17 protein-coding genes and 1 pseudogene are annotated in these 18,060 nt (G+C 70.6%); 7 read left to right on the forward strand and 11 right to left on the reverse strand.

The window, feature by feature from the left end:
- The first annotated feature begins 551 nt into the window (after positions 1–551).
- From HB370_RS40865 to HB370_RS40880, 4 genes are all read left to right on the forward strand, one after another.
- A complete protein-coding gene (locus HB370_RS40865; RefSeq protein WP_167513313.1) occupies positions 552–1,007 on the forward strand; it encodes a hypothetical protein in 456 nt (151 codons plus the stop codon).
- Positions 1,008–3,275: a PA14 domain-containing protein gene (locus HB370_RS40870; protein WP_167513314.1), complete on the forward strand. Its 2,268-nt coding sequence runs from the start codon at positions 1,008–1,010 to the stop codon at positions 3,273–3,275.
- A 499-nt stretch (positions 3,276–3,774) separates the two neighbouring features.
- Positions 3,775–3,972 (forward strand): hypothetical protein, encoded by a 198-nt coding sequence (locus tag HB370_RS40875; RefSeq protein WP_167513315.1) that lies wholly within the window; start codon positions 3,775–3,777, stop codon positions 3,970–3,972.
- A gap of 196 nt (positions 3,973–4,168) precedes the next feature.
- Positions 4,169–4,942 carry a glycosyltransferase family 2 protein gene (locus HB370_RS40880; RefSeq protein WP_167513316.1) on the forward strand — a complete coding sequence of 258 codons (774 nt, stop codon included), beginning with the start codon at positions 4,169–4,171 and terminating at the stop codon, positions 4,940–4,942.
- 96 nt (positions 4,943–5,038) lie between these two features.
- Here the strand turns inward: HB370_RS40880 and HB370_RS42600 are convergent, their stop codons facing one another.
- Positions 5,039–5,167, reverse strand: coding sequence for a hypothetical protein (locus HB370_RS42600; RefSeq protein WP_280117787.1), 129 nt, complete (start codon positions 5,165–5,167; stop codon positions 5,039–5,041).
- Positions 5,168–5,663: 496 nt separating this feature from the next.
- Complete coding sequence (locus tag HB370_RS40885) at positions 5,664–5,837, reverse strand: hypothetical protein (RefSeq protein WP_167513317.1); 174 nt, start codon at positions 5,835–5,837, stop codon at positions 5,664–5,666.
- Between the two features lie 722 nt (positions 5,838–6,559).
- On the opposite strand from HB370_RS40885, the gene HB370_RS40895 reads away from it, so the two are divergent.
- Entirely contained in the window at positions 6,560–7,504 is a 945-nt protein-coding gene (locus tag HB370_RS40895) for a UTP--glucose-1-phosphate uridylyltransferase (RefSeq protein ID WP_167513319.1), read from the forward strand.
- 126 nt (positions 7,505–7,630) lie between these two features.
- On the opposite strand, the pseudogene HB370_RS40900 reads toward HB370_RS40895, so the two are convergent.
- Positions 7,631–7,956: pseudogene (locus HB370_RS40900) on the reverse strand (hypothetical protein); the annotation flags it as partial.
- Between HB370_RS40900 and HB370_RS40905 the strand changes: the two are divergent.
- Both HB370_RS40905 and HB370_RS40910 read left to right on the forward strand, forming a co-directional pair.
- The gene (locus HB370_RS40905) at positions 7,840–8,448 is read left to right on the forward strand and encodes a hypothetical protein (protein ID WP_208974490.1); all 609 of its coding nucleotides are present in this window, start codon (positions 7,840–7,842) and stop codon (positions 8,446–8,448) included. The pseudogene HB370_RS40900 and the gene HB370_RS40905 overlap by 117 nt on opposite strands.
- A 139-nt stretch (positions 8,449–8,587) precedes the next feature.
- Positions 8,588–9,433, forward strand: a complete 846-nt coding sequence (locus HB370_RS40910) for a sugar nucleotide-binding protein (RefSeq protein WP_167513320.1) — start codon at positions 8,588–8,590, stop codon at positions 9,431–9,433.
- 332 nt (positions 9,434–9,765) lie between these two features.
- Here HB370_RS40910 and HB370_RS40915 read toward each other — a convergent pair whose 3' ends face one another.
- The 8 genes from HB370_RS40915 to HB370_RS40950 all read right to left on the reverse strand — a co-directional run bounded on the left by HB370_RS40915 (position 9,766) and on the right by HB370_RS40950 (position 18,035).
- Positions 9,766–10,431 carry a M15 family metallopeptidase gene (locus HB370_RS40915; RefSeq protein ID WP_244406085.1) on the reverse strand — a complete coding sequence of 222 codons (666 nt, stop codon included), beginning with the start codon at positions 10,429–10,431 and terminating at the stop codon, positions 9,766–9,768.
- A gap of 470 nt (positions 10,432–10,901) precedes the next feature.
- Positions 10,902–11,969 (reverse strand): NUDIX hydrolase, encoded by a 1,068-nt coding sequence (locus HB370_RS40920; RefSeq protein WP_244406086.1) that lies wholly within the window; start codon positions 11,967–11,969, stop codon positions 10,902–10,904.
- A gap of 103 nt (positions 11,970–12,072) precedes the next feature.
- Positions 12,073–12,846: a PIG-L family deacetylase gene (locus HB370_RS40925; protein ID WP_244405955.1), complete on the reverse strand. Its 774-nt coding sequence runs from the start codon at positions 12,844–12,846 to the stop codon at positions 12,073–12,075.
- Positions 12,847–12,854: 8 nt separating this feature from the next.
- Positions 12,855–13,736 (reverse strand): hypothetical protein, encoded by an 882-nt coding sequence (locus HB370_RS40930; protein ID WP_244405957.1) that lies wholly within the window; start codon positions 13,734–13,736, stop codon positions 12,855–12,857.
- Positions 13,737–13,824: 88 nt separating this feature from the next.
- Complete coding sequence (locus tag HB370_RS40935) at positions 13,825–14,025, reverse strand: hypothetical protein (RefSeq protein WP_167512921.1); 201 nt, start codon at positions 14,023–14,025, stop codon at positions 13,825–13,827.
- Positions 14,026–14,101: 76 nt separating this feature from the next.
- Positions 14,102–16,468, reverse strand: coding sequence for a methyltransferase, FxLD system (gene fxlM / locus HB370_RS40940; protein WP_244405960.1), 2,367 nt, complete (start codon positions 16,466–16,468; stop codon positions 14,102–14,104).
- An 11-nt stretch (positions 16,469–16,479) separates the two neighbouring features.
- Positions 16,480–17,859, reverse strand: a complete 1,380-nt coding sequence (locus tag HB370_RS40945; RefSeq protein WP_167513414.1) for a phosphotransferase — start codon at positions 17,857–17,859, stop codon at positions 16,480–16,482.
- 14 nt (positions 17,860–17,873) lie between these two features.
- On the reverse strand, positions 17,874–18,035 hold the full coding sequence (locus HB370_RS40950) for a hypothetical protein (protein WP_167513324.1): 162 nt from the start codon (positions 18,033–18,035) through the stop codon (positions 17,874–17,876).
- Positions 18,036–18,060: the final 25 nt, after the last annotated feature.

Consider the following 18,060-nt stretch of genomic DNA (forward strand, 5'->3'; position numbering starts at 1 on the left):
GGGTGGTCGTTCCGAGACATGCCGTCTCAGCCCGACCACCGAAGCACGATGGTTGGCTGAGACGGTGTAACCCCTGGAAAGCAGCGGACCGCTATGGGTCCACGCAGCCGCGAGGTCACGCCCTCAATCAGTTCTCGGATGATAAGCGACTCCGCGAGCGCACGCCAGAGGTGTGCTCATAGGCGAGAGCCATGGGCCATCGCTCAGGGTGACCGGAGGGGTTGGCTTCGTTCGCCTTCAGTGACAGCGTTTGTCGACCAGTTTGAGCGGCGGTTAGCGATCTCTCGGGCGATGAATGTTCACGAGTTTTGACGGCGCTTCGCGTGTGTGATCTTGGCCTGTGGTCCGTGCGGAGCAGTCGTGTCCGTCGCAGGGCAGGCCCATGACGTTCAGCACGGTTCCTCGCCCTCGGGGATCTCGAAGGTGAAGGGGACAGGCTGCGCAACCTGACGCTCACGGGCCTGAAGGCCGCCGCTCGTGAGCTGGGGCGGCCGGTGGGGGAGATGGGCGACCCGGCCCGCGGCGCCGGCCGCACGGGCGCCTTGCACCCTATGACGGTCAACGAGGCCGTACTCGCCCTGATGCGCCCGAAGCCGGACCTTGCCCAGCTCGACGGCGAGCCGGTCGGCGTCCTCGCCGCCGCGCAGACGGCAGTCGACGCACCCGCCGGGCTGGGCACCATCGCCTCCTACGCGACCGAGGTGGCGTTGCCCGCGACGGGCACCTGGTCCAACCCGGGCAGGGGCGCCGCCCAAGCGGACATCGTCATCACCGCGCCCGAGGACGGGGTGCTGCTGCTGTTCGTGGAGGAATACCCACTCAACGCTTCAGCCACCGCACCCGCTACGGGACCACCTGTAGTGACTACGTTTTGTCAACTGCGCAGCCGTATTCCGTCGTGGCTTCACCGCACAAACCACCTATCGCAAGTGATCTTTCAAATGGCACCATTGGGGCGGCATACACGCCTTGTCCTCATCTCCTCATCGAAGTGTGAGCATCCGTAGATGCGAATATCCCTCGGCACGGCGCGCCGTACAGGTGGCGCGGCCGTGCTCTCCCTGGCCACTGCCCTGGCCGGGCTCGCCTTCCCCGCGACCGCGCATGCGGCCGTGAACTGCTCGCCCGGTGTGTGGAAGGCCCAGTACTACGCCAACACCGCCCTCTCCGGCACTCCGAAGGCCACCGTCTGCGATACCGCCATCGCCGAGAACTACGGCAACGGCGACCCCTCCGGCGTGACCCTGCCGAGCGACTACTTCGGCGTCCGCTGGACCACCACCCGCAACTTCGGCTCCGGCGGCCCCTTCGACCTGAGCGTCGCTGTCCAGGACGGCGCCCGCGTCTACCTCGACGGCACTCGCAAGATCGACCTGTGGCGCAACGTCAGCTCGACCCAGCGCAAGACCGTCCGCCTCACGATCCCGCGCGGGACCCACACCCTGCGCGTGGACTTCGCCGCCTTCACCGGCACCGCCAACGTCTCCTTCTCCTACACGCCGGTCATCGGCGCCAAGTACGACAAGACCGCCCCCTTGGCCCCGGCCGGCGTGAAGTCGAGCTACTCGGCGTCCACCCTGAAGACGACCCTGACCTGGTCCCGCAACTACGAGATGGACCTGGCCGGTTACCGCGTATATCGCCGCGTCGCCGGCACCAGCGGCTGGAGCCTGCGCAACTCCACTCTGATCACGGGCACCACCTTCACCGAAGCGCCCCCGGCCACCGGCGCCACCTACGAGTACGCCCTCCGCGCCGTCGACCGCTCCGACAACGTCTCCGCGCTGTCCGCCGTGACGAGCGTCGTCAGCGCCGACAGGACGGCCCCCGTCGTGCCCACCGGGCTCACGGCCACGTACGACCCGTCTGCCGGCGCCCGGCTCTCCTGGTCCCCGGTGAGCGGGGCGAGCTCCTACGAGGTGCAGCGAGCTGCCGCGCCCCAGGGGCCGTTCGCCGCGGTCGGCACACCCACGCAGAGCTCCGCCCTGACCGACCCGGCCGCCGCCGTGGGCACGACCTACTACTACCGCGTGCGGGCCAAGGACAGCGCGGGCAACGCCTCCCCGTACTCCCCGCCCGTCCAGCTCGACGCCACCGAGGCCAAGCCGCTGCCGCCGACAGCCGTCTCCGCCAACGGCTGGGTCGACCGCAACACCGTAAGCTGGCGGTACGACGGTGACGCCTCCCTCCGGTTCCACGTCTACGCCGCCGAGTCGGCCGGCGGTCCCTGGACCCGGCTGACCGAGACGCCGGTCACCGGCCCCGCCTACGACGACTACGCGGCGCCCGTCCGCGAGGTGCGCTACTACCAGGTCAGGACGGTCACGACCCACGGCACGGAGTCGAACCCGTCAGCGACGGCCTCGGCCACCCGCACCGGCGACGTCACCCCGCCGCACATGCCGTACGGCCTCAACGCCTGGAACGGCTCGGACGGCGTGCACCTCGTCTGGACGCCCAACACCGACGACACGGACCACTACCTCGTCATGCGTGCGGCGACGTTCGGCGCGTGGGAGCAGATCGCCGTGGTGCGGGACGCCAAGTACCTGGACACCAGTACCCCGGCCGGCGAGCAGTTCGGCTACACCGTCCGCGCCGTCGACGCGGCCGGCAACGTCTCTCCCATGCCCGAGCCCGGCTACGGCACCGTCTACGGCAAGCGCCTGCCGGTCTACGAGAAGCCGGCTGCGCCCGCCTCGGTCACCGCGACGGTGGCCAACGGCAACGTCAAGGTGGAGTGGACCGCGAGCACGTCGGCCGATGTGGCCGGCTACTACGTCTACCGCACGACCGGCACGGACCCGGCGACGGCCTACTCGGTCTCCCCGCTCATCACAGGGACGACCTTCACGAGCGAGAACGTGCCCGCCGGCAAGACCTGGCACTACGTGGTGCGCGCCGTCAGCACGCACAGCCAGTGGTCCGACTTCTCGCCGATGGCCGAAGTCACCGTATCCTGCCCGGTCCTCACCGCACCGGCCACTCCCCGGATCACCGGGGGTGGCAGGGGCGCGGACTACGTCCAGCTCAACTGGGAGGTCGGTGCGTGCGACCAGGGGGCGACCGTCTCGTACAACGTCTACCGGTCCACGTCCGGCTCGGACGTCTTCACCCCTGAGCGCCGCATCGCCACGGGGGTTACGGCACTGACGTACAAGGACGCCGGTCTGGCGCGGGCGTACTACTACTACGTCGTCACCGCCGTGGCCGCCGACGGCACCGAATCGGCCCCGCAGGCCGTGCCGTTCGGGATATCGATGATGGCCCCCTGACGCACCGCTCGATCCTCAGCCCCCGCCCGTCCGGTCACCTCATGCTTCCGGACGGCGGGGGCGCGGGTTCCGGTCAGAGTTCGGTGAGGGGAATGGTTCGGCCATGCGTTGGTAGCCGGCGTCGTTGGGTGACGTTTTTGATGGCGCCACCGAGTTCGCAGCCGATAATGTCGGTGTTCGGCCGGAGGTGAGACCGCACGCGCGCCGGGCTTGAGCACCCGTCGGATCTCCTCCAGCACCGCGCGCCTGTTCCGCGCGAAGTTCCTGACCGTCCGGCAGGACCACGCACGCCGCAGGCGGGGGCGGGTCGGTGGCAGGCACCCCGCCACCGTACGAGACGCGTCCCGGCCGGTCCGTCGCAGGGGCCGGGGCGCTTCGCGTGCACCACGTAGGCTCCGACTCCAACGAGTTGGTCTGTCGGAAGAACGCCGACCGCCAACTGGCAGTCGGCTGCCATGCTAAGGAGCTGACCGCCCACTTCCCCCGCTTGGAGAGCAGCGTGAGCCTGAGCGCCACCGGCGACCCTGTCCTCCTGCAGGACGACACCCAGGTCAGCGTCGGCATCGACCAGGAAGACACGGTCTGGTTGGCGATCGTCTTCCGCCGACTGACACCCGTGGACCTCGACCTGGTGTTCTGCGATGAGGGCTACACCTTCGGCGTTCGTCTGGGGCCGGGACGACAGAGGCCGAATTGACGGACCTGGTGAATGCTGCAGGTTGATTTCGGTGGGCAAGGAGGCGCCTGCGGCCGGTGTGAGCTACCCCGCGAACTCGGGTCGACGGCCGCGCCCTCGGCCTTGGGTTGCGCAGGTGACGAGCGGCAGTCCCATGTAACTTTGGCCGGCGGCGACAACGTCCGTGACGACTCCCATCTGGGTAAGGAGCAGCGCGGTGCCCCTGGTTTCTGTGGTGATGCCGGTACACAACTCGGCGGCCACGCTCGGGCCTTCGGTCCGGTCGGTGCTGGCGCAGACGCACACCGATCTCGAACTGCTGATCACCGACGACGCGTCCTCGGACGACTCGATGGACCTGTTGCGGGACTTCGCCCGCCAGGACGAACGTGTCCTGGTGAAGGCTGCGCCCGAGCAGGGCGGGGCGGGCCGGGCCCGCAACCTCGCCATGGAGCGGGCCAAGGGGGACTACGTTGCCTTCCTCGACTCGGATGACCTGTGGCTGCCCGCGAAGCTGGAGCGGCAGATCGCCTTCGCGAAGGCGGGCAATGCGCCGCTGACATACACCTCCTACTACAAGATGGACGCCGACTACACCGGTCAGGCCGCCGACTTCGTACCCAACGGGCGGGTGGTGCAGGCCCGGCCACATGTGGACTATTCCGCGATGCTGCTGCGGGACTACATCGGTGCCCTGACCGCGATGTACGACCGCACGGTGCTCGGCACACGGCTCATGCCGGAAATGGCGAAGCGGCAGGACTACGCACTGTGGTTGAGCATCCTGCGCGACGGCTTCGAAGCCCGCGGACTGACCGAGCCGCTCGCGGTATACCGAGCCAACCGGGCAGGGTCGCTGTCGTCCAACAGACTCTCGCTCATCCCCTACAACTGGGCGCTGTACCGCGAACACGAACATCTGTCGGTCCTTCGATCGACGCGGGCGCTGGCCGGAGCCGTGTGGCAGTCGCTGCGCAACTCGCGCATCTAGACCGCGGCCGCCGGCCTGGCTCGGTGAGCAACCCCCGCTGACGCGGGGGCGACGCGGAGCGCCCGCCCGTACTCCCGGCGCCGCGTGGCTGGCGAGCTACCCCCTGCGGACGCGGCGACGGCCTCCGCAGACGTTGGGCCCCGCGGGGTGGGCGTTGACGTACGGCGCGCCGACGGTCCCGCCCGGCGTCTGGATCGCCAGCACGATCACGCTCGTCGCGGTCACCGCCGTGGTGGAAACGGTGACGGTGCCAGCCGCGAGGACATTCTTGACGCTGACTGCGGTCAGCCGCAGAATGAGGCTAGGAAACCTCTCAACCCAGTCATACCTGGGGCGTTTTGCTCTTCAGGGTCGGTTCGTATTGACCGTCCCGTGCCCCCCGGAGCTATGCAGGATGAGAACAGAAAAAAGAGCCCGAGTGACGCAGAGAACTTGGCGTCGTTAGCTGAGACTGACCAACACGGTGATCCAGTCTCTCATCTGAGCGCTCGGGAGCGAAGTGCTACGAAATTGTCATTTCGGTTCAAAAAGTGCCTACGCTGGCTTAAGAAGTCACTTGTTTCTCTAATTGTATCTTTCGTATCTAAATTTATCTTTTTTCTCGTTGGTGAAGATCTGGTCCACAGGATCCTGGAAGTACTGAGTCAGATGTAATCGAACGGTCCTGCGGCTTAGCCGCAGGACCGTCTCCCATAGGGCGCAGGCCGCGACGGGGCGCTGATCAGTCGACGAGTCCCAGCTCGATGGCTGGCCGGCAGCGCGGGCAGGCTGGCACCAACTGGCGGGGTGCGCCGAGCGCCTGGCTGCGGCCCGACGCCCGCGCGGCGGCGATCGCCGCGCCGCTGACCTGGGAGCCGTCCTTCACGGCCTCGGGGCCAGGGGCGGCGAGGAACACGAGCCCTTGCTGTGGCCCAGGAGCAGGACCTGACGGCCGATGACCTTGCGGTCGGGAAGCAGGGCGCGCAGCCGGCGCAGGCACGAGTCGGCGATCTCACGGTACCCCAGGCGGAACTTGACCTGGGTTGTTTCTGCTTACTTGCAGTGTCGCTGAGCACGGGGAACTGCCGGTGCCCTCCAGCATGTTGCAGTGGGTGCACAGCCAGCCGCGCACCAGCCGGCTGGCTGGGTCGTGATCGTGGTCCAAGGCACGGCGCGCCGGAGCGACCGGGGTGCCGCAGATCGCGACGGCGATGGCGAGACCCACACCGGCCTGCTACGCCTGGCGGGGAGAGCGGCGATCGCTGTCCATCCGCGTGACCCGCAGGTATTCGACAACACAGACATCACCTCGTTGTGACCACCGGGCCGACCGACGCGCTCACCTACACCGCCGGCAGCTGGCCGGCCTCGCGCCGGAGCCCCGGTACATCAGCGGCTTCGCGCCGCATCGTGTTCACCGTCCTGCCCGGCTCGGGAGAGAGGCCGGTGTCCCTGGCCGGGACCCGGCCCCTGCCGGTCCCCGGCGGCTCGACGACGTCACAGGGTGAGCGTGGCCGCCCACCATGCCCCCGGCGGGGGCTTCGGCCAGGAAAGCGTCCCCGCCAAGGACCGGCGTTGGTAGCGTCGGCCGTCGTCGTGTCGGCCGACGCGACGAGCCGGTCGACCGAGAGAGACGCGATGTCCCCGACGATCCGCAGGGCCGTGATCCCCGCCGCAGGACTCGGATCCCGTCTGCTGCCCTTGACCAAAGCCATCCCCAAGGAGATGCTCCCGGTCGGCGACAAGCCGGTCATCGAGCACACGGTGCGGGAGCTGGTGGACTCCGGTATCACCGACATCACCATCGTCGTCTCCGGCGGCAAGTCGCTGATCCAGGAACACTTCCGGCCCAGCCCGGCGCTCGTCGCCCAGCTGCGGGCCGACGGCAAGACCGAGTACGCGGACGCGGTGGAAGAGGTCGCCGAGCTGGCCCGTCGGGGCCATATCACCTACCTCGACCAGCACGGCCCGTACGGTAACGGCACCCCCGTCCTCAACGCGGCCCGCGCCTTCGGTGACGAGCCCGTCCTCGTCCTGTGGCCGGACGATGTCTTCGTCGCCGACGTGCCGCGTGCCCAGCAGCTGATCCGCGCCTACGAACGAACTGGCTGCCCGGTCCTGGCCCTGCTGCCGATGGACCCGGCCGACTCCCAGCGCTACGGCGTGCCCATCGTCAAGGAGGACCTCGGCCAGGGCCAGCTGCGTATTACCGGTCTGCTGGAAAAGCCCGAGCCGGCCGATGCCCCGTCCGAGTTCGCGGCCATCGGCGGCTACGTCATCACCACCGGGATCGTGGACGAGCTGCGCGAGCAGACCCGCCGCTGGTACGAGGCCCGCGAGAGCGGTCGGCCGGTCGGCGAGATCTACCTGACCGACGCGATCAACGCCTATGCCGCCGACCACGCCGTGTACGGGCAGGTCATCCAAGGGACCTGGTACGACACCGGGAACCCGGCCGACTACCTCGTGGCGCAGTTCGCCCACGCCCTCGCCCGTCCCGACTACGGCCCCGTCCTGCGTGATCTGGCTCGTCGGCTCGACGGCCCGGACAGCGCTGTAACGGAGCCTGATTCGGCTACCTGACAGCCGTTTCTGTGCGCGGTCGCGTGCAGGAGACGGCCCAGGCCGTGAGGGAGGCGTACCGACCCGAGGATGGAGCCAATGGTTCGGCAGGTGATTCGTGTCGCCCGAGCGTTTGCCGGCGGGGCATCGGCTGGCGCCCTTGGGCCACGGCACCCGTACCGGGATGCCAGTCCGCTCCGCGTATGCCACCACGTCCGCTGTGCCTCCATACCCTCGCGCCGGCTGTCCGTCCCATACAGCGATCAGCTCGTCGACCAGCTGACGAGGATCTCGGATCCGTCCTGGGGGGCCTCGGACGTCGACTCGGTCAGGCCGGTGTGGTGGACGTGTGCCGCTTGGCCGATCAGCCGGCCGTAGACAGGGTGGTGCCAGCCGGGCAGGCCCGTGCGGTATTCGACGGCCGGCACGACGACCTCGAGCCGGCCCCCGTGCGCCAGCACGATGTCGGCGAACCGGCCGGCACCGCGGTCCACGGGCTCCTGGTCCAGAGCGCCGCGTACACCCTCGCGCGCCGAGGAGACCGCGACGGGATGCGCGAGCTGACCGACGAAGCCGCCGCCATCGCCAAGGAACTCGGCGAAGCCACCCTGCTGCGCGACCACGGCGATGGCTTCAGCCCCCTCACCGTGCAACTGCACAAGATCAGCGCCGAGACCCACGCAGGCGATCCCCGGGCCCCGCTCGATGCCGCTCGTGCGATCTCGCTGAAGGCGCTGCCCAGCGTCGAACGCCGCTCCCGCGCTCTCGGGGACATCGCCGTCACCTACGATCGCCTCGGCCGCCGCAGCGACTGCGTCCGCACGCTGCTGGCCGCCGAGAGATGCGCTCCACAGGGGACCCACGCCCGCCCGGCTGCAAAGGCTGTGATCTCCAGCCTGCTCGTGTCCGGCCCCACGTCAACCGAACTGCGTGGCTTCGCCGAACGCAGCGGCGTTCTCGTCTGAGGAGCGAGCACTGACCGGCTGGCCAGGCCGGCCGACGGCCGGAGCGGTAGTCGTGGTTCTGGCCATCGCTCATGCCCCCTTGACTGGGTTCTGCCGAAGTAGCTCAGGGCGGTGGCGCTCGCCCGTAGCGTGAGTCGGCATGACTGTGCTAATCATCGGCGGCAATGGCTTCCTGGGCGCCGAGCTGGTACGCCAAGCCGTGTCCGCGGGCCTGCACCCGGCCGCCACGTTCCATTCCCGCCCCGGCGACCACGACGGGGCGACCTGGCATCACCTCGACCTTCGCGACCCCGCCCGCCTGGAGGAAGCCCTCGACACGGTGGCTCCGGCCGTGGTGATCAACGCGACGAGCGGCGGAGCGGACTGGGCAGTCACCGCCGAAGGCGGGATCCGCCTCGCCCAAGCTGCGGCCGGCCGTGGCATCCGCCTGGTGCACGTCTCCAGCGACGCCGTCTTTTCCGGCACGGGCGGAGACCGCTACGACGAGTCGTGCCTTCCGGACCCCCTCACCCCCTACGGGGCCGCGAAGGCAGCCGCCGAGACCGCCGTACGCCTCCTGTGCCCCGACACGGCGGCCGTCGCCCGTACTTCCCTGATCATCGGCAACGGCCGGTCCGAACACGAGCGGCTGGTGCACGCGCTGGCCGACGGCACTCGGCAGGGCGCCTTGTTCACGGACGACATCCGTTGCCCCGTCCACGTGACAGACTTGGCTGCCGCTCTGTGGGAGATCACCCGGTCCGACGCCGTCGGCGTGTTCCACCTCGCTGGACCGGACGCGCTCAGCCGCTACGAGCTGGGTGAGCTCATCGCCCGCCGCGACGGGCTCGACCCCGCCCGGCTGCCCTCCGCACGCCGCTGCGATACGGGACTGCCCGGCGGCCTAGACGTACGACTCGACAGCCGCACCACCCAGCAGAAGCTGCGCACCCGGCTCCGCGGCGCCCGCGAGTTCCTGAGCGGGAACAGCCCGAAGCTGGCCTGACAGACGCCCACTACCATGCCCCTATTGAGGCGAAACGCGCTGCCCCGTGACAAACCGTGAGGCCGACTCTCCGTGACCGTTCGCGAGGAGGGAGAGGGCCGGTTCGTTCACGCCGGCCCCTGGTCACCGACCTCGCTCGGGTCCTTCCTCCTGCAAGCCATACCCATGTGCGCCTGGACGACTGCGGCCGGCATCACGTTCATCCGGCGCAGCCGAGCCCGGCCACCGGCCGGTCACCGCCCCGCACCAGCGGGGCGGTGACCGTCTGACAGCTCTTAGGCACGCCTCGCAAGGCCGCCGTCGCGATCGGCCAGGCCCGGTCGCAACCCCGGTCAGCGAAGGGAGCGGGGTCCGTACAGGGCCGCCGGCTGGTTGGCCATCAGGGCCCAGTACCGGTCGCCGTAGCTCCAATGCCACCACTCCGTGCGGTAGTTGATCAACCCGGCGGCGGACAGGGCGGAGGCCAGCAGGGATCGGTTCGTGCGGGCCTGGTGGCTGATCGAGTCGGCGTCCGTGTAGCAGGCGCCGTCGCTCTCTTCGGGGCTGGCGTTCACGCGCGTGCCCATGTCGAGCTCGGTGCCGTCGGCGTCCACGAGGGTGAGGTCGACGGCGGCACCGGCGCTGTGCGGGGCGATCTCCGGCGGGGAAACGTACCGGCTGGCGGCCTCGTGGACCTGGTCGTCGGACCAGGCCGGGTTGGCCGCGCGGAGCTCGGCCGCGTATTCCTCGAAGTAGCGCCGCTGCAGGTCGGGCGGGCGGTAGCCCTCGATGAACAGCAGGCGAAGGCCGTCGGGCAGGAGCGACTGGGCGTGGACGAGCCGGTCGAGGACGCCGCGGCGCAGATGGGCGTACGAGCCGGTCGTGTCGGCTTTGCGGTCGTCGACCAGCAGGGTTCCCCGGACGTCGATGAGCGGCTCGCCGCAGTCGGCGACGGGGATGGCCGCCACGCGCGGGTCGGACATCAGGATGATCGGACCTGGCGCGAGGGTGATGTGCATCCAGGGTGGGGCGTTCTCGCGGTGGGAGTGGCCGAGGGGCTCGATGCCGCTCTGGTCGGTGAGGCTGAACCCGGTCACCATGACCATGGTGGATCCATCGGCCACGGACACGAGGTGTGTTCCGCAGTTCGGGCAGAAGCCTCGTCGGAGGGTCGGATAGGTCGCGTACCACTTCGGCTCACCCCCGGGGCCGGTCCAGATCAAGGAGTCCAGGGGGAAGCCCACCCACAGCACCGCGGGGCCGCCGGAGATCCGCGTCTCATGGACACACGAACACAAATGCGGATCATCTGGGACGCCGGTGACCTGGTACGAGATCCGGCCGCACTGGCAGTGTCCCGTTCGGACCGGTGGTGGAGCATCAGATGCGGCTCCTGTGGCCGGCAGGGGTTGAGCGGCCACGGGGGGCGTGCCCAGGGTGGGTGATGTGTTGCTCATGCGAGTCCTCGCTTTGTGAGGGGCCGGGCGGGCTACAAGGTGGTGAGGTCGGTGGCGTCCGGCAGTTCGGTGAGGGGCTGCCGCCCGGCACGGGGGATCCCGAGCCGCGCCCGGGCCTGGTGGACGGCGGCGAGCTGGTCGGCCGCCGGGAGCCCCCAGTCGAACAACTCGATGACCTGCTCCGGGGTGGCCAGCGCCCGGACGTAGGTCTGGCCGGTGGCCGGGTCCGGCCGGGAAGGCCCGACGTCGGTCAGCCTGGCGGCCATGCGGACGCGGACACACGGGCCGCTGCTGTGATGCTCGTCCGCCAGGTAGCCGAGGAGGACAGGAACGCTGATCCGGACGGCGGCTTCTTCGGCGGCCTCGCGGGTGAGGGTGGCCGCCGGGTCTCCTTGATCCTGAGGCTCGGGGGTGCCGCCGGGCAGGCAGGCGGCACCGTTCGCAGGGTCCAGAAGCGTCAATACGCGGCCGTCGGGTGCGAAGAGCCAGCCCCAGCACTGCCGAACGGGCATCCCGGCGGGGGCGGGTCCCTTCTGCCAGGGCCAGTGGTGGGCGGCGCGATGCCGGGTGAAGGCGTTCACGCGGTCGAGAAGGGTGGGCACGAGAGGCCGGCCGTCCTCCAGCAGGACGGCGCCGGTGCCGTTGGTCCGGGCCCGCAGAGCGGAAAGGGCACGCCGGGCGTCATCCGGTGCCATCAGAGTGGGCAGGTCGGCGGGTTCGGCGAACTCGACGGCCTCGATCTCGCCCGGCGCGCACCGGATCGACGCGATCCGATCCTCGTCCCACACTCCGCCGTCGAAGACATGCAGCAGCTCGCCGGGGAAATTCATGATGGGGGGCATGGTGCGGCCGGCGGGGGAGACCCAGTCGACGGCCAGCGCGCGGGTGACGCTCGCCCTGACGCCGAGCTCTTCCTCCAGCTCGCGGACAGCCCCCTGTGCGGGGGGCTCGCCCTCGACGGCGCCACCGGGCAGCAGGCGGGTGGACCGGTAGCTGACACGCTGGAGCAGAACCTGCCCGCGCTGGTTGGTGATCAGCACGGACGCACCGACCCACACAGCGGCCGAGGCACGCAGCGCCCCGTACGCCTTGTCAGTCATCGCCACGCGGGGACGTTCGTCGGGTGCGGAAGTCGTCATCATCTTGCTCCGATCGCCGGGGCCTGTTGGTTGGGCGGTGAGGCTGGTGCGAGGAGGCGGGGCATCAGGTGGTCAGCTGGCCCGGGTCGCCCTTCGTGGGGCCGGGGGTGAGGCGGGTGAAGTGCTCGGTCTGGATGATCCGGGTGCGGTCCGCTTCAGGGAGGCGGGCGAGGACGCCCGGCAGGGGCCGCTCACGCGCGACCTCCCCGCGGTGGGCGAGGATGGCCGCCCATTTGGTGTCGGCCCAGGGCGTGACGTCGACGCTGGTGGTCACGTACGAGTCCGGCACCGCGAGGATGCTCTTGCCCACGCCTTCGAGCAGTGGGCGGAGCAGGCCGACGCCGGACTCGGGGTGGGTGGCGGCGTAGAAGGCGGCCGGCTGCCAGGGCGGGCCCGCGTCGGGGTGCAGGTGGGCGAGGCCTGCCGCTTCGACGGCGAGCAGGGTGATCTGGTGCGTGCGTACGTGGTCAGGGTGGCCGGTCAACTGGCCGAGAGCATCGTGGCCGACGACGATGTCGGGGCGGAAGTCGCGGATGTGGGCGACGAGGCGGCCGACGACTTCGTCGAGGGGAGCGTCGACAAGCCGGGGCCGGCCGGGCGCCGCCTCCGGGTTGCGGGCGTCGTTGTAGCCGAGCAGGCGTGGGCTGCCGGCGCCCAATACGGCGAGGGCTGCGGCAAGTTCGGGTGCCCGGCGGCTTTCGGAGGCCCAGGTGGCGGTGACGACCGCTGTGCGGGCCCCGGCCGCGTGATGCTGGGCGAGGACACCGCCGGCGAGCAGAGACTCGTCGTCCGGGTGTGCGAAGACGGCAAGCAGACTGGGCAGCATGGCGATCTCCATGGGGGTGGTCACGGTAGGGGAACGGGGGTGCCGGTGAGGTGCTCGGCGTGGCGGGCGAGGTGGGGAGCGAGGTCCGGGTGGCCGCCGCGGGCGGCGACTTGGAGGAGCTGGGCGAGCGCGACGAGCTCCCCGGCCCGGCCGGCGGGCGTGTCCAGGACGTGGGCGAACTCCTGGCGGACCCGGGCGGCTGTGACCGGCCGGGTGAGGCTGTAGGCGTGCAGGAGCCCGACGTCGAACCCGACGGGAATCAGGCCCCATCCCTCCCAGTCAAGGATGACCAGCGGCGCCCCGGTGAGGTTCGCCCAGTGCAGGTCACCGTGCCCGGTGGTCCAGGACTCGATCTGGAAGGCGGGGATGCCCAGAAACCGGGTGAGGTTCTTGTCGACCCACTGCTGCCGTACGGCCTGCCGGTCGGTCAGGACGCTCGATGTCGCCTCCAGAGCCAGGCGGAGGTCGGCCCACCACACGGACGGCAGATCGGGGTCCGTGGTGAGGACCGGTCCGCCGCTCTGGAGGGCGGGCAGCGGCACGTACTCGGACAGCTCCGCGCGGTAGGCGTGCCCGTGTGCGGACCATTCGAGTACGTCGTGGAGCCGCGGCCGTGGGACGGCCGGAGGCAGTGCGTGGTGGGCCGTGGTTGTTCCCTCCCACAGGCGGCGGTTGAGTTTGTCCTCGGGCGCGCAGACCAGGCGGAGCCACCACTGGCCGGCCCGGCGGCCCAGAGTGCGGCCCTGCCAGCCCCACACGTCCGGGCCGGTCGGTGTCACCTTGAACATGCGGGCCGCGGCCGCGTGGGCGTGACGCATCCGGACTTGGTCGTCGCGGGCGTGCGGCGGCACGAACACAGCCGTGGACGGGGAACCGGCCACATGGCCGGCCGTCGTGCTCACGACCGAACTCCGCGTGCTCGGCCCGGACAGATGGTGGAGGGGCGCCGACTGCCGTGGACGATGCCCGAGAGGGCCTGGATGGTGACGGTCATGCCTGTGGTACCTCCGGTGGTCGGGGCCGCCCGGCGGCCGTGAGATGCAGGTGCGCGAGGGCCGCTTCGAGGGCCTGCTCGGGGGTGAGGGCGCCGGTGTCTACGACGTGGCCGGCGGCGTGCATCCAGTCGGCAGCGGCCTGCTGGTAGTCGTGGGCGCGCCGGGCGGCGGTAGGCGCGCACGGCTTCGCTGCCACCGCGGCGGGCAGCGCGCGGCACAGCCCGGCGGCGAGGGCCGTCTTACCGCGCCGAACGCGCCATTCAGCCAGACGATCATGCTTCTCCCATGGCCGTGGCGACCGTGTCGGTAGGCCGCGCAGGGGCCGGGAGGTGTCCGTTCCGGCCCGGCCACCGGAACACCAGCCGGGAACGCTCCTTGTCCAGGAGGTCCCCGGCGGGCAGCAGATGGTCGGGCGTGCCGGCCGGGTGGACGGTCAGGACGGGATCGGCGTGCCGGTCGTTGTCGTCGGCGCGGATGTGGCGGTCCCAGGCCCGTACCGTGGCCGTAAGCTGTTCCGCGAGCTCGGGGCCCTGCTCGCCGAAGGCGTGCGCGACCCACTCCCACTCCTTGTCCTCCGGACGCTCGCCGTGTCGGGTCTGGAAGTAGGTCAGGTAGGCGAGCGAGGTCTCACCGACGATCGCGGGCGCGTCATGGTCCTTCGCGATGGCGGTGACACCGCCGTCCTGGTGGGCGTGCAGGCGGCAGAAGCCCGGCAGGGTGGTGGCCGCGTACAGCTGCAGGGAGCCGAAGTAGACACCGGCCCCCATGGTGATGCCCGTGGCGACCTCATGCCGTCGGCCGCGCAGTGCCTCCTCCAACCCCTTGGTGTCGGCGGCGGCGCCGTCGTCGAAGCGGAGCGTCAGCCCGCCGTCGAGAACGGGGACGGCTGGGACGGCGCGGGCGTGCTCCCCTTGGTCGCGGACGAAGCCGCAGTGGGTGAAGCGGCGGGCGTGCAGCACCTCGCCGCGCCGCTCGAACGTGATCGCCCGGGTGTAGCCTCCGATCTCGAGCGGCAGGACCAGGCGTCCGCCTTCGGCCAGTTGCTCGCGCCAGGCGGGGGAGATGTCCCAGCAGTTATAGGTGATCATGCCGGCGTCGAAGCCGCCGCGCGGCACGAGGTGCGCGGGGGCGCCGAGGGCCGCGTCGGCCTCGACGGCGGTGACGCGTCCGCTGCCGGCCTCCGCGAGGAACCGGCGGGTACGGCGCACGACCCACGGGTCGATGTCCACGGTCACCACCCGCCCCTCGGGACCGGCGACGTGAGCGATCAGCTCGGCGTTGTAGCCGCCCGAGCCCGCCTCGAACACGATCGCGCCCGACGTCAGGCAGAGGCTTTCGATCATGTCGGCCTGGAGCCACGCTGCGGACACCGAGCTGGTCGTTGCTCCGGTTTCGTCGCGCCGGGTGACGATGACCCGGTCGCTGCCGTACGCGGCCGCCAGCTCGGCTTCCGGGGCGAAGCGGTGGCGGGGCACGCTCCGCAGCGCGGCCCGAACGGGCTCGGACGGGGCCCAGCCGCCGTCGATCACCTTCTGCGCCATCACCTGACGCAGCCGGACCGCCTCGGCGGGCTCACCCGGCACGGGCGGCTGCGCGACGGCGAGGGGGTAGGAGACCACGGGCGGCAGGCCCGGGATGACTCCGGGCCACACGGCATCCAATGCCTGGGCGGCCGGGACGAACACGGCGCCGGCGCAGGCCAGAGCGTATAGGTCGACGAACTCCCAGCGGGCGAACTTGTCGGGCTCGGGGTTGGACAGCGTCCCCGACCATGCGGTGATCCGCACGACTGCCGTGAGCCGGGGAACGCCGTGAATGTCGTCTACCAGCATCGTCACCACGTACGCGTCCGCCGGGTCGGCGTTCAGGCCCGTCTCCTCGGCGAGTTCGCGCACCGCGGCGACGGCGAAGTCCTCCGGGCCGCTGGATTTCCCGCCGGGCAGCTCCAGCATGCCGCGCCGGGACCGGCCGAGCAGGACCCGCCCGGCGTCGTCGGTCACGACGGCGAGGGCGCCGGTCAGTGCGTGGCCGGTGGTCGGCCCCTTCTCCACGGCCCGGGTGCCGGTGTGGCAGGGACCGCGCAGGACCAGGAAGGCCAGACCGTCCGCGTCCCGCCGCTCCACCGTCTCCCACCCGGCGCCGAGCACGGCGATCTCGTCCTCGTCCAGAGCGATCCCGCGCCGTTCCTCAGGCGTGCTCGCTGCCACCGGCGTGATGACGACCAGAGCGCCACCCTCCCGCAACCGCTCACCCAGCCCGTGAACGACGCGAGCACGGTCTCTCACGAACGGGTACACCAGCCGCATCACGACCAGGTCGTACGGTTCCTCGTTCAGCGGGGCCGGGTCGTCGCGCTCGATGTCCAGCCGCAGCCACCGCACACCCTCAACGCCGGCGTGCTCCTCGCGGGCCCGAGCGAGCGCGCTGCCGGCGAAGTCGACGGCGTCCACCCGGTAGCCCTGCGAAGCAAGGCAGACGGTCAGTTCGCCCGTGCCGCATCCCACCTCGAGCGCCCGGCCGCCCTCGTCGGGAGCCGGAGTGTGCTCGGCGAGCAGCGCTCGCTCGCGCTCCCCAACCTGCCGGAATCCTCTGCCGTCGCTGTAGTGCTCTTCCCACTGTTCGCGGGCGATGTACGTCAACGTGCTGCTCCTCATCTGCGGAGGTGGTCAGGTGTGCCGGCGGCGCGGAGCCGGGCCAGGGTCCGCCGGCCGCGTTCCACCAGCTCGGGATCGTTGTGCGAAGTGCCGTAGGAGATACCGGAGACGGCGTCCAGGACGGACAGGACCGTGAGCCGTGCCTCCTCTTGTGGTGTGAAGGGGCGGCCGTAGCCGTCCGTCACGGCTTCCTGGAGAACGGGGCGCCCGAGCCAGGCGTCGGAGAGCCGGACGAAGTCCCGTACCGCGGGGCCTTCTTCCGACCGTTCGAAGTCGATCACGTACAGGGGGTCGGTGGTCGGGTCCCAGCGCAGGTTGCGCAGCTGGAAGTCACCGTGTGTCGGAACGACTTGGTCCGGGGCGGGTAGCGCGGCGGCTTTCCGGGCCGTGGCCCGGATGAACTCCTCATCGCCCGGGGCGAGATGGGACCGGGCTCCGTTCAGGTGGCGTTCCAGCTTCCCCAGAGGCAGCCTCATGTCGCCCGGCCGCGGCGGGGCGCTGGTGTGGATGGCGGCCGCGAGCTGCCCGATGCGGTGGAAGATGCGTCGCTCGCTGGCGGGCGGGTGGACGGCGCCGTGCAGGGGCCGGCCGCCCACCGCGGTGAGCACCACGGCCCGCAGCGCGGCATCGGTGGCGACCAGGCGGGGCGCGGCAGCACCGAGAGCGGGCACCCAGCCGCGCAGGGCCGCTACTTCACGCTGATGGAAGCGATGGTTCTGGTGGATCTTGACGTACCACTCGCCGCCTTGGGCGCCATGTGCCCGCCAGACGCGGCTTTCCTTGCGAACCCAGGAAACGTCCGTCCAGCCGGCGATCCGGCCCACCGCCCGCTCGACGAAGGCACACACCGCACCCTCAGGGCCAGTGTCGTGGCTACCGGGGCCGGGGACCAGCAGCGTCCGGTCGAGGACCGGGTCGTAGGCGATCGGGTCGCCGGGTTCCTGGAAATGCACGCTCATGTGCGCGCCGGCCCGGTAGGCGTCCAGCCCGGCCCGGCAGTACGCGACCATCGGCTCCGGCAGCTCGTCGAACGCGAACCAGCCCATCGCGTCGCACACCTCGGGTTCCATGACCTGAGGCGTGCCGCGCCAGCGCCGCACCTCGAAGAAGACTCCGATCCGAGCCCCACCCACAGGGGAACGGTGGTGAACGGTGACTGCGCAACGCACGTCTGCCGGATCCACGACGATGCCCGTTTCCTCAACAGCCTCCCTAAGCAGCGCAGTGACGATGTCCTCGAAAGCTCCGTCTACGTGACCAGAGGGAAGATGCCAAAGGCCAGACGCATAGACACCGCCCGCACGGCGTGACAGCAGAACCTCGGGGCCGCGCTCGCCGTCCCGGACCGCGAGCAGGTGCACGTCGACCGGCACCATGTGCCGCGCGCCGCTCACGCACCGCCTCCGGGAACCACGTGCTGGGTGACCTGAGGATACGGCGACTCGGCGAGGTCGTCCGCGTACGGGCGGCCCGGCCCCCCGCGGACACCGCTGCCGCCCGCGCGACCCTCTACGCCCAGGCAGGACCGGATCAGCTGCTCAAGGGCAGCCATCCACGAAGCCTGGCGGGCCCAGAGG

It is taken from the genome of Streptomyces sp. DSM 40868 (assembly GCF_011820545.1).
In the GTDB taxonomy this organism is placed as follows: domain Bacteria; phylum Actinomycetota; class Actinomycetes; order Streptomycetales; family Streptomycetaceae; genus Streptomyces; species Streptomyces eurythermus.

What these genes read in the sequence shown, in the direction of transcription:
- HB370_RS40910 (WP_167513320.1), top strand. Translation starts at nt 8,588, where the DNA reads ATGACTGTGCTAATCATCGGCGGCAATGGCTTCCTGGGCGCCGAGCTG.
- HB370_RS40915 (WP_244406085.1), bottom strand. Translation starts at nt 10,431, where the DNA reads ATGCACATCACCCTCGCGCCAGGTCCGATCATCCTGATGTCCGACCCG.
- HB370_RS40950 (WP_167513324.1), bottom strand. Translation starts at nt 18,035, where the DNA reads ATGGCTGCCCTTGAGCAGCTGATCCGGTCCTGCCTGGGCGTAGAGGGT.
- HB370_RS40895 (WP_167513319.1), top strand. Translation starts at nt 6,560, where the DNA reads ATGTCCCCGACGATCCGCAGGGCCGTGATCCCCGCCGCAGGACTCGGA.
- HB370_RS40865 (WP_167513313.1), top strand. Translation starts at nt 552, where the DNA reads ATGACGGTCAACGAGGCCGTACTCGCCCTGATGCGCCCGAAGCCGGAC.
- HB370_RS40925 (WP_244405955.1), bottom strand. Translation starts at nt 12,846, where the DNA reads ATGGAGATCGCCATGCTGCCCAGTCTGCTTGCCGTCTTCGCACACCCG.
- HB370_RS40920 (WP_244406086.1), bottom strand. Translation starts at nt 11,969, where the DNA reads ATGACTGACAAGGCGTACGGGGCGCTGCGTGCCTCGGCCGCTGTGTGG.
- HB370_RS40945 (WP_167513414.1), bottom strand. Translation starts at nt 17,859, where the DNA reads ATGGTGCCGGTCGACGTGCACCTGCTCGCGGTCCGGGACGGCGAGCGC.
- HB370_RS40870 (WP_167513314.1), top strand. Translation starts at nt 1,008, where the DNA reads ATGCGAATATCCCTCGGCACGGCGCGCCGTACAGGTGGCGCGGCCGTG.